An 11,906-nucleotide genomic window follows, 5' to 3' on the forward strand; every position below is an offset into this window, starting at 1 on the left:
CAAACATTTAACTCCATCAACAAATACTTAGGGCCAATTGTAAGGTCAAAGCCGCGAGAATTCGTTTGAGTATAAGAGAAAATCTCCTTAAATTAGTGAACTAAACTGACTCCCTCTTCCGTCTTCTTTTTCCTATCCAACTCTTCCCCAGCTGATCTTCGATCTGTTTTTTGGGCAAACATCGTAGGACCAGCACCAAGAGAAATACTTTTTTTATGTCCCGGTCGTTTAGGTGAATTCTTCTCTAGCTCTTCGTCACTGTCGTCATTAGCAGCTTCTTCCTTTTTTTCTTTCCCATCCTTTTCATTCTTAGGAGGCGGCAATTTTTCCTGATCTTTTTGTTCGGCTAAAGTTTTCGCCAAAGCTTTAATTTCATCTAGAGCAGTCTGCATTGCCTCTTTGAGATCACCAGGCGCATGGTCCCATTGTATAGTTAAATCACCCAGCCACCCTACCCATCCCATGCCTGGTAAAGGTAGACTTGAACCAACAGTATGTGACTTACAAATCCGATTATTTTCACCTAATATAGATGACAGGCACATTATGGCAATCTTTATTCTGTTTGCTCTGTGGAGTGCTCTATCGTTTTCAGTGAGTGCTAAAGCCTCTTTCAGGTTAGATATTGTTGTGTGTAAAAGATCTTCCTTTTCCACACGAACCTTAGCAGTAGAAGAAAAGAAACTCTGAACTTTAGCACCCCACCAACCTTGCTCTTCCTGCTGTTGATATTTTTTTGCATAATAAACAGCAGCATGATAAAGAATGATATCCAGAGGATCTCTATATCTGCTACTCGGAGTTTCTATTAATATGTCATAAGTAGGTGAGGCTTTGGGATTAAGCTCTGGTTGAATATTATAAATATTCTCATCTTTTTTAAAGACATGATGGATCCCAGCAAGCAATAAAGTTGCATTCGTCAATACCACATTAAGCTGACCTAAACCATGATCACTTTCTGTACATAATATTTTCGCATTATCCTTACAGTCATTAATGTGGTTTTGTAATTTAATTTCGGTCTCTTTATCGTTCCTTTGATCTACTAACCCCATGATTTCTTTACACAAATTTTTAACCTGTGTGATCTTAGCTTTAGAGTGATCGACATCCCGTCCTGATAAGGTTGAAAAGATTTGGCTTTCATTCCAGCTCTCAGCACGCCTGATTTCCTCTTTAAGGTGCTTAATCAAAAAATATTTCGATACATCAGCAAAAATACTCATTGCACTACTCCTTTTGTTGCAATTTTTTTTATCATATCCTATTAATCGAATGATTCGCAACGTACATACAATTTGTTTAATACAGCATCTACTAACTAAAAAGATGCACTAACTTTAGGAAATAAAACAGTTATGTCATTACAAATAGTCATTTTAGCGGCCGGACAAGGCAAACGAATGTATTCCACTCTGCCCAAAGTACTGCATCCCTTGGCAGGTAAACCGATGCTGCAGAGAGTCATAGAAACTGCGGAGCAATTAAATCCGGATGCGATCCATGTCATTTATGGACATAGTGGTGAAGAAATAAAATCGGCTCTGGCTAAATTATCGGTCAATTGGATTTTACAAGCGGAGCAATTAGGTACCGGCCATGCGGTTAAACAAGCACTCAGCCATATTCCAGATAAATCTCAGGTCTTAGTCCTTTCAGGCGATGTACCCCTAATTCAAGCAGAAACCCTTCGGGCACTGATCTCTAGTGGCCAATCAACCAAAAGAAAATCAGCGACCTTGAGCTTGCTAGTCGCCTCCGTCGATAATCCCACCGGACTTGGTCGCATCCTGCGTGATGCAGCGGGAGAAATTCAAGACATTGTTGAGGAAAAAGATGCGACTACAGAACAAAAGCAAATTAAGGAAATTTATAGTGGAATTTGCTGTGCTTCTGCCAGTGACTTAGCACGCTGGTTGCCCAACTTGACTACCCACAATGCCCAAAATGAATATTATCTTACCGATATTATTGAAATGGCTGTTGCAGAAGGTTTACCCATTGCCTCGATGGAAGCTACAAATACTATAGAAATTCAAGGAGTGAATAATTGTTTACAACTACAACAATTGGAGCGCGCTTGGCAAAAACGAGTTGCTGAGCAATTAATGCTTTCAGGCGTTACCCTAGCGGACGCAAGCCGCTTTGATGTACGCGGTGAACTTATCTGCGGAAAAGATGTATTCATTGATATCAACGGCATTTTTAATGGCAACGTCACTCTAGGCAAAGGTTGTCGTATCGGCCCCAATTGTGTATTGACCAATGTCACTCTAGGCGAGAATTGTGAAATTTTAGCCAACTCCGTATTGGAAGGTTGCTTCATTGCTGACAATTGCCATGTAGGTCCTTTTGCTCGCTTAAGACCGGGTACAAAACTGGCTGCAGATTGCAAAATTGGTAATTTTGTTGAAACAAAAAATGCCGTTTTCGATGAAGGATCTAAAGCGAGTCATTTAAGTTATCTGGGTGACGTAACCCTCGGTAAAAAGGTCAATATAGGTGCTGGCACCATCACTTGTAACTATGATGGAGCCAACAAATACCAAACCATTATTGAGGATGGTGTATTCGTGGGCTCAGATACCCAATTGGTTGCCCCAGTCACCATAGGCGCGCGTGCAACAATTGGCGCAGGCAGCACTATTCGTAAAGATGTCCCCGCCGATGAACTGACTTTAACCATGAGCAAACAAAAAACAGTTTTTGGCTGGAAAAGACCAGTTAAAAAAGAGAAGTAAGGGGATTTAAGTTAAGGTGACGTTTTTATGCAGATGATAACGATTACAAAGCCCTAATACGATCGGTAAGCTAATTAGCGTCACAATAATTTTATAGGCCCAGGAATTCATAGCAAGATTAAAAATTTGGTCATAAGAATAAATCCCTCCATAGAGGAGACTATAGTTAACCAGACAAAGTAAGGAAGCAGCAAAAATATTAGCAATTAAAATTCGTGAGCAACGATTAAGACCAAGGCCGGTATATTTTAGATTTTCAAGAAGCATGGCATTACCCACAAAGGTAACAAATAAGGCTAACGTACCTGCAGGAATTCGACGTGGCATAATCGAGGAATAAAAGGGGTTTAAATTAAAAAACTCAGGAGCGGGTAGTGCCACAGCCCCCATTAGCAGTAAATCAAAAGTTAATTCAGTTAAAATTAAAACAATTGCCAAGCGGAGGTTTGCTTTATAACCAAATAATTCGCCAACTAGGTTACTGGCAATAATGGTTAAAGGAAATAAAAGACCACTCGCTCCTAAAATCAGTCCATCGGTCAAAGAAACCAAACGATATTCACAAGCTAAGCAAATTAATAAAATTGTCACTGAAAAACTAACGAGGTAATGATATAAAGGCTTCGATAAATAAGCCGGTAAAGACTCTTTATCCAGCGCAGTTTTAACCGGTTTTAATATAGCAAGACTAGTTAAATAAATAACGCCTACCAATAATAAAATTCCGCCGCTTACCATTAAAGAATCGATATAAATTCGCTGAAAAGTCTGAATAAGAGGATGGGAAAATAGCAATAAAAAATTGAGACTAAAAAAGGTATACCCCCCAACTAAAGCAAGTAGAAGACGTCGCTTTGGCGAAGTCAGCATCTCGGTTTTTCGCATACAACAATATAAATGGGGTAAATAAAAACTCAAGGCAAACGCGAGCGTGGAAGCAAAAAATTTCTTAGGAATATCTTCAAAAACAATCTGATAAGCAGGATTATCATGCATATAATCAGCCGCTGGTAAATTCACCAGCAGATAAATACCTACCGAAAATAAATAGAGTGCAAGTAAACATTGGTTAAGGATGTGCCGTTGCTGCACAATATTGCACTCTCTTAAAACCATTAAATAGATCACTGCCACCAGCGGGCATAGAACACTGCTTGCTGTGAAAATAATTCCTTGCAAATCAATAAGTTTGAATGAAACATTAATTAACAAGATAAGACAGGTCATCATACTCACAGTAAGTGACAAGTAACTACGTCTTGTTAATTCAGCAAAGGCAGTCATTATTTTAAAGGTACTCTTTTCTCAACCTAAAAATAACTTGCGGCTGAAATTGAAAAAATGAGCAAGAATATAGCATTATTATTTTTATATTGGCAACTTTTCTTAAGTAAATGCGTGGAAATTTTCGAGTTAGTGCGCATAATATCCGATTACAATGCCATGAGTTTAAAGAGAATACCTGACTATTAAGGTTTTTTGCAGATCTATTTGGGCATAAACATCGCTTTGGCCTCCCAGCAAAACTGGCGAATGCGTTAACTGAGGGTTATAATTGGTATAAATTAGCACAAGGACTGTTCTATGTATCTACATAAAAAAAAACCCTCTGCTAAATTCGGCATGCCGCCTGGATCGCTGCTTTATATTGGTGAAAACCCTCCTAACCCAACGAAACTATCGATTCATATCTACGACTCTGACAGCTATCAAAACACAGAATCATTTGAGCCCGAGCTTATTCACAAAGCTTTAGCGAAAAATCAGCATGTGTGGATCGATGTTTCTGGGCTTGCAGATACACAACTAATCACAGAAATTTGTACGGAATTTGATATTCATTCTTTAATTATTGAAGACATATTTAATACCCATCAACGCCCTAAATTGGATGAATTAGAAGATTGCTTATTTTTTGTTTTCAGACTATTAAACTCGCCACCAACTAGGGTTACTTATTGTACTGAACAATTTTGTATGGTGTTGAAAAAAAACCTTCTACTTACCTTTCGTGAATCGAATAATTATGACTTAACGCCTATAAACCAGCACCTAAGCAGTTCTACGGAACCAACCACTAGAGAACAGGGTAGTAGTACCTATCTTAGTTATCTTATTATCGATAATCTTGTTGATAGCTATTTTAGCTTCGTCGAATCTTCTGATGAAACTCTCGATTCTATAGAAAATTTGTTGATCAAAAATCCGTCCTCAATTCATTTACCAGAATTATATACGTTGAAAAGACGCACATTCACCATGCGTAAAATTATTGCCCCCTTACGAGACATCATTCATGTGCTAGTTCTGGAAAATAAATTTTCGTTCAATCCCAAAAATCTACTTTACTATCACGATTTATTGGACCATACAAGCCGCTTACTGGAATCGATCGATTTACAACGTGAAACCATCACTGGCATTTTGGAAATGTATATTTCCACGGTCAACACGCGCATGAACGAAACAATAAAAGTTTTAACCATCTTCGCCAGCTTGTTTATTCCTTTGACGTTCATCGCTGGAATTTATGGAATGAATTTCGTCTACATGCCGGAGTTAAAATGGCGATATTCTTATCCGGCTGTCCTGTTAGTTATGTTAGTCATTGCTATACTTATGATTTATTATTTCAAACGAAAGCGCTTGTTTTAGGTTTGCCTGCCTTTTCACGGTCACCCAACATTTCAAAATCGTCTCCTAGTTCATCGAAATCAGGATTTACTACCTCAAAATCCTCTAATCCGATTTGCGCAGGTTTGGGCTTTGCTGTAAAGAACTCAGAGCGATTTCGTCCGCGTGATGTTAAGCGCTCTTCTAGCTGAGCATCATTGGACGACGATTGCGGCCTTGAATCTAAACGATCTTCCAGCTGATCAGAAGATTGCAGCCTTAATTTGCGCTCCATCGCTTCTTCTGTTGGTATTCTAAATCTAATTGAGGGGGCCTCAGTTTGTCCTGCTTTCTGAGACTGATTTTGATCGTCAACTTCCTCGACAATTTGTGAATGAGGAATAATATTAGCGGTCTCGATTTGTCCTCGCATCAGTGGTGCGTCTGGATCAGGCTGAGTTTCAGGAGGAGCCCCGCTGTGAATACCTTCAAGATCACGGCGTTTTGCCGCCAAGTTATCCATGAATGTTTTATTTCTTAAGAGCCGCAGCACAGCTTCGGTGATTATTTTCGGAGTACCCATAACTACTTCAATAGCTTCCCCAGTTGTTTCGGGCGCGGCGCTTATCAGCCGAAAGGCATAATTTTTACTAACTTTCTCTAAATCGATCATTGCGCTAATTACTTTATCTCGCAATCCTCGCCAATGATGACGCACTAAATGATCGTTAACGAATTCTTCTGGTCCTTGTAACATCGAAGGGAGTACAAAATATTTAACCACTTTAGTGGCCTTATGACTCCATATCACCACTACAACATTGCCTATTTTATTCCAAGGTATCGTGGGGGCTTTGGGTAATCGATTCAGTAAGGGTCTAAATATTGGCTCCACTTTAGGAAGAACTACCTGTAGCGCTTCTCTTGACTTAGTCAGTGTTCCATCAATCCCGTATTTAACCGCTATTTCATACGCTCTCACGGGGTCTTTAGGTAAGCGATCGGAGTGTTTGACAAATACAGGTAACTCACCGTGTGCACCAAGCAAGACTTGTCCAACGATTGCTAATTGTTGGATGGATGTTTGGTAATAATCTCGAGGAATGCCGGTACCCCATTCAATTGCACTAACAATCAATATCGATGTACCCATATGCGTCAACCCTTGCGCTAATGTAAACTCTGGATGTTCATTCAAATTATGATCTAAATGACGACCGCAAAGCGGTGACCAAATTAAGGTGGCAATATAACTACCGTTATGAAAAACAGTGAGGGTCAAAGCCATCCATTCTCCAACCCCTGGAATATATCTCACACCTTCTATAAGAATTAACTTAGTCGACCAATAGGTAATAAAATCACGAAAGGAACCTTTCAAGAATCGTAGGCTAGTACAATCCTGGCAAATTTTTACAGTGGGTAATTGAGGCAATACCACATTCGAAGATTCAAGCGTTAAAATTCCAGCTTGCATTGCTTCTTGAGCATCTTCACGTTTATCGATAATCCATACCACCGCACTCAAAAGGGTTAGACCGGTGATAATCAAAGTATCTGTGCTGAGTAATTCCTGTTCTTCGTCTTCGTGTAAATACGTTTGACCGCGACGTTGTATTTCATCATTCAAATAGGAGAAAACCATCGGTATGAAAATATGTAAGCCAGCTCCTGCCATATGCATCGCAAATACACGCGTATTAGGATCAGAAATTACTGAATTACCTGCACTAAGCGCTGCTCGTGGCATACTCAGTATGTAACCTGCTGTTTTATAAGAAAAAATACCTATATTGGCAGGCGTTGCCTCGTTCCAAGCGCGAGCGCTCCAACCTTTTACTTTTTCCCAAGCATCGAAAAAACCCATCTTGCACTCCCTGCAAATTCGCAAAAAAATTATTCTAGAATTATTACCAAAAAATTACCAGATTAGACTGGAAATAATAAACTGGTAAAAAGAAAAACCAGAGAGGCTAACTTAGAGCCGGTGTTTTGTTGGGATATTCACATAAATCCCGAATTAGGCAGTCAGGACAGCGCGGTTTACGAGCAGTACAAACGTAACGACCATGTAAAATCAGCCAATGATGAGCATCCTGCAAAAATTCCTTGTCGATATTTTTAAGTAAAGCCAGTTCTACCGCCAAAGGGGTTGTACCTTTAGCAATCCCCGTACGGTTTGCCACGCGAAAAATATGAGTATCAACGGCCATGGTCGGCTGTCCAAAAGCAGTGTTAAGTACGACATTTGCGGTTTTCCGCCCAACACCGGGCAAAGCTTGTAGCGCTTCACGAGTGGCTGGAACTTGCCCCTCATAAAGAGTCATTAATAATTGACAGGTCTTGATAACGTTTTTTGCTTTGCCATTAAATAAGCCGATGGTTTTTATGTATTCTTTAAGAGGTTCCTCCCCTAAATCGATTAAAGCTTGCGGCGTATTCGCAACTGGAAAAAGTTTCGCTGTGGCTTTATTGACACTCACATCAGTGGCTTGAGCAGAGAGCATCACCGCGATTAATAATTCAAATGGCGTACTGTATTTTAATTCCGTGGTTGGCTTTGGGTTTTGCTTTTTAAATCGTTCAAAAATGGCGCGACATTTTGCTTTGTTCATGATTTATTACTCAAATTGTAGGTTGAGCTAAGGCCAACCTACTTTTTCTTTGCCTGAACGCGCGCGAGCGCTTCCAGTATATAATTCTGTTTTGCTTTAGTATCTACAATAGCATCGGCTGATTTGGCCGCTAACCGCCGCTTTTCGCGATAGGTTTGTTGCTTGTCTTGCTCTTCTCGCACTAACCGAGTTTGCCTGGCATTATAACGCTGCCTGGCGAGTTCCTTATCGTAGAGTGCTTCGGGAATGGTGATCATTTCAATACAATCGACAGGACAAGGCTCAACGCAAAGACCACACCCAGTGCATTCCGTACTTAAAATAGAATGCATCCGTTTACCACTGCCAATAATAGCATCCACCGGACATGCTTGGATGCATTTCGTACAACCTATACATTCTGATTCACGAATAAGCGCCAATGCTGGCGTTCTGGTGTTTGTTTCTGCCGTTGCCAAATAGGGTTGTGCATCGATTGCCAATAACTCGGCAAGCGCTTTAACCGTTGCCACCCCACCGGGGGGGCAGCGATCTATCGGAGCTTTGGCTTGAGCCATTGCCTCGGCGTACGGTAAACAGCCAGCATAGCCACATTCCCCACATTGCGTTTGTGGAAGCAGGGCATCGATTGCTTTTACAGACGTCATTATTTAACCTTCATTCCAGGCGCTGCGCCATTATCTGGCTGTAAAAGAAAAATTCCCTTCCCATCGCCCGCGGCCAAAACCATCCCTTCTGACACACCAAAACGCATGGTTCTTGGTGCTAGATTAGCGACCATCACGGTTAGACGACCCACTAGTTCTTCAGGTTGATAAGCCGATTTAATTCCCGCAAAAACCTGTTTTTTCTCATCCCCTAAATCAAGCTGGAGTCGCAACAACTTATCAGCGCCTTCAACCGCTTCTGCGGCAACAATACGTGCGACTCGCAAATCCACTTTAGAAAAATCGTCGATGCTGATGGTGTTTTCTTCAGTCATTGCTGCTTTTTTATCTTCTGTTGTGCTCATTAATGATTCCTTAGTTTGCAATAGCAGGGCATCAATTTTTTCCCTTTCTACCCTTGTCATCAGTGGGGTAAAGCTATGAATGCGATGATTCAGTAGCGGCTTATCGATACTGCCCCAAGTTAAGGGGTCACAGTTTAAAAATTGTTCTGCTGCCGAGGCCATCACCGGCAGTACTGGTTTTAGGTAAGTGATTAATAAGCGGAATAAATTTAATCCCATCGTACAAATCGCTTGCACCTCTGCTAATCTTGACTCTTCTTTCGCGAGCACCCAGGGTTTGTTGGCGTCGATGTATTGATTAACTCGATCAGCACAATCCATGATTTGACGAATCGCCCGCGCATAATCGCGTTGTATAAAGGCCTCGACAATGCCCTCGCGCGCTGCCAATAATTGTTGATACAAATCGGGCTCTGCAAGCTCGGCTGCTAATTGATCATTAAAACGTTTATTAATAAACCCTGCACAGCGACTGGCAATATTTACCACTTTTCCTACTAAATCAGCATTGACTCGATTGATAAAATCATCGAAATTTAAATCCAGATCATCCACTCGACCATTTAATTTGGCTGCAAAATAATAGCGCAGGTATTCTGGATTTAAATGTTGCAGATAAGTCCGGGCCTCGATAAAAGTACCTCGGGACTTTGACATTTTCTGCCCATCGACTGTGAGAAAACCATGAGTGAAGACTGCCGTTGGCAAACGGTGACCACTTCCAGCCAAAATAGCAGGCCAAAAGAGCGCATGGAAATAAACAATATCTTTGCCGACAAAATGATAAAGTTCCGTGGTGGAATCTTTAGACCAGAATTCCGCAAACGAGGCTCCTTGTTCATCACAATATTTTTTAAAGCTTGCCATATAACCAATAGGCGCATCCAACCAAACATAAAAATACTTAGATTCAGTTCCAGGAATTTTAAATCCAAAATAGGGCGCGTCACGCGAAATATCCCATTGTTTTAGGCCAGCAGCAAACCACTCATCGAGTTTATTGGCCACTTCTGTTTGCAAATGCCCTTGCCGTGTCCACTCTTTTAATAATGATTCGTAGCGAGGCAAATCAAAGAAATAATGCTCCGACTCTTTTTCAATGGGTTTTGCCCCTGAAATCGCTGAGACTGCATCGATTAAATCGGTGGGCGAATAGGTTGACCCGCAGGATTCACAATTATCGCCATATTGATCGGCTGCACCACATTTAGGACAAGTACCCTTCACATAACGATCGGGTAAAAACATTTCCTTAACCGGATCATAAGCCTGGCGAATGGTTTTTTTGATAATGTCCCCTGCGGCCTGTAAGCGCTCATAAATCATGGTGGACAGCTGCTGGTTTTCTGGAGAATGCGTCGTATGATAAGAGTCATAAGCAATGGCAAAGGCTTTAAAGTCCTGTTCATGACTTATCTGCATCTGTTGGGTTAATTCTTCGGGACTAAGGCTAAGTTGCTCTGCTTTCAACATAATGGGGGTGCCGTGAGCATCATCGCCGCAGACACTAATACAATGATGACCTAACATTTTGTGGGTGCGTACCCAAATATCGGTTTGCACATGTTCAACCAAATGCCCCAAATGTAAATGGCCATTCGCATAAGGCAGCGCGCTGGTAACCAGCATTTTACGAACTTTTGTCATATTGAGTTGCTCATCAGCAATAAAAGGGAAAATTATACCGTATAGAGGGCAGGAATGCCTGCTTTAGTATCAGAAAATCTAATTCTTTGTTTGTGCTGAAATGAATGGAGAAAATTTAAGATGCTTAAATAAAAAACGCGGCCAAGGCCGCGTTTTTGAAGAAGGAACTCAACTTAAACCTTAGCTTATGCTAGAACCGAATGTTGATTGTGTTTCAGTAGGAGTAGTTGTAGTATTTGTAGTATTTGAAGTAGGAGCTACAAAGAATGATGATCCTCTTCCAACGCCAGAAGGTTGACTAACCGGCAAAGGGAGTGCCGAAGGGGCAGGAGTACCGCTAAAATCAGCCAGTTCATCGAAGTAATCATTGCTTGGTTCTTCTTCACGGCTAGATCTTACATATTTAGAATTTCTAGTATTTCTGCCTTTTTCTTGTTCTTGAACGTCATATGAAGGCTGTTGTGGTCTAAGCAAAGCAGAAACCATGTTACTGAGCGTGTCAATCTTACCCTCTAAAGCTCTCACTTCATCTTTTGTTTCTGACACTTCATTCCTTGCCTTTTTCAATTTGGCTTTTAGATGATCTTCTGTAGCAGTAATGTTACGATTCAATGCGTCTCTAGTTTCAGTCACTTTAGTAGTAACGTGTCTAGCAATCTGCTCAGATTTAGTATCAACATGTCCATTTACAAGGTCACGAGCTGCATCAACTGCATTGCCCAGATTGGTTTCAGCAGTATTAAGCCGATCTTCAGTCGCAAGTGCAGCCGGCGCTCCTAATACTTCATTTCTAGCACCTTTGTAAGCACCAATTACAACGTTGCCAATAAAGCGGAACAATTGAGCAACACCGTAAGCAACCGTACTACCAGCCAGTCCTACAGCAGTAGCAGCACCACCGATTACCGCAGCAGCACCCACTAAACCTAAGCTAGATAGGAAGGCAGCTACAGGAGCACCAACGAATGGTAGAGCAGCAGCAAAACCAATAATGGTTGCTATTGTTGCAGGGAAGAAGAATACAAGTGCAGCTGTAAGAGCAGCGCCACCGATAAGGCTAAGCAAAGTTACGCCGATAGCGTATTTATGTCTGCCTAAAAATCCTGTTAAACCATTCCAGGCTTTAGAGATTCCGCCTGTAATCGCTTTACCGATATCTTTTAATTTCATGTTTACTCCTAAGGTTAAAAATCGAAGCGGATCATAGCAAGCCTTTTAGGAAATGTGAATTAAAAATGTTCAATATGTTGTAACATAATTGTAAAGTGCATGTTT

General features: G+C 41.0%; 9 protein-coding genes. 2 read left to right on the forward strand and 7 right to left on the reverse strand.

Annotation, left to right across the window (positions count from 1 at the left end; genetic code table 11):
- Positions 1-92 precede the first annotated feature (92 nt).
- On the reverse strand, positions 93-1,229 hold the full coding sequence (locus Ldro_RS08630; RefSeq protein ID WP_058495987.1) for a hypothetical protein: 1,137 nt from the start codon (positions 1,227-1,229) through the stop codon (positions 93-95).
- Positions 1,230-1,361: 132 nt separating this feature from the next.
- On the opposite strand from Ldro_RS08630, the gene glmU reads away from it, so the two are divergent.
- Positions 1,362-2,744, forward strand: coding sequence for a bifunctional UDP-N-acetylglucosamine diphosphorylase/glucosamine-1-phosphate N-acetyltransferase GlmU (gene glmU / locus Ldro_RS08635; protein ID WP_058495988.1), 1,383 nt, complete (start codon positions 1,362-1,364; stop codon positions 2,742-2,744).
- 6 nt (positions 2,745-2,750) lie between these two features.
- Here glmU and Ldro_RS08640 read toward each other — a convergent pair whose 3' ends face one another.
- Entirely contained in the window at positions 2,751-4,028 is a 1,278-nt protein-coding gene (locus tag Ldro_RS08640; RefSeq protein ID WP_058495989.1) for a VUT family protein, read from the reverse strand.
- A 300-nt stretch (positions 4,029-4,328) separates the two neighbouring features.
- Between Ldro_RS08640 and corA the strand changes: the two genes are divergently transcribed.
- Entirely contained in the window at positions 4,329-5,399 is a 1,071-nt protein-coding gene (gene corA, locus Ldro_RS08645) for a magnesium/cobalt transporter CorA (protein ID WP_058495990.1), read from the forward strand.
- On the opposite strand, the gene Ldro_RS08650 is transcribed toward corA, so the two are convergent.
- The 5 genes from Ldro_RS08650 to Ldro_RS08670 all read right to left on the reverse strand — a co-directional run bounded on the left by Ldro_RS08650 (position 5,377) and on the right by Ldro_RS08670 (position 11,801).
- Positions 5,377-7,224 carry a hypothetical protein gene (locus Ldro_RS08650; protein ID WP_058495991.1) on the reverse strand — a complete coding sequence of 616 codons (1,848 nt, stop codon included), beginning with the start codon at positions 7,222-7,224 and terminating at the stop codon, positions 5,377-5,379. The two genes, corA and Ldro_RS08650, sit on opposite strands and share 23 nt — an antisense overlap.
- Before the next feature lie 106 nt (positions 7,225-7,330).
- Complete coding sequence (gene nth, locus Ldro_RS08655) at positions 7,331-7,972, reverse strand: endonuclease III (RefSeq protein WP_058495992.1); 642 nt, start codon at positions 7,970-7,972, stop codon at positions 7,331-7,333.
- Between the two features lie 38 nt (positions 7,973-8,010).
- A complete protein-coding gene (locus Ldro_RS08660) occupies positions 8,011-8,619 on the reverse strand; it encodes an RnfABCDGE type electron transport complex subunit B (protein ID WP_058495993.1) in 609 nt (202 codons plus the stop codon).
- On the reverse strand, positions 8,619-10,631 hold the full coding sequence (gene metG / locus Ldro_RS08665; RefSeq protein ID WP_058495994.1) for a methionine--tRNA ligase: 2,013 nt from the start codon (positions 10,629-10,631) through the stop codon (positions 8,619-8,621). The genes Ldro_RS08660 and metG overlap by 1 nt, the downstream gene beginning before the upstream one ends.
- 180 nt (positions 10,632-10,811) lie before the next feature.
- Positions 10,812-11,801 (reverse strand): hypothetical protein, encoded by a 990-nt coding sequence (locus Ldro_RS08670; protein ID WP_058495995.1) that lies wholly within the window; start codon positions 11,799-11,801, stop codon positions 10,812-10,814.
- Positions 11,802-11,906: the final 105 nt, after the last annotated feature.

It is taken from the genome of Legionella drozanskii LLAP-1 (assembly GCF_001467585.1).
Taxonomy (GTDB): domain Bacteria; phylum Pseudomonadota; class Gammaproteobacteria; order Legionellales; family Legionellaceae; genus Tatlockia; species Tatlockia drozanskii.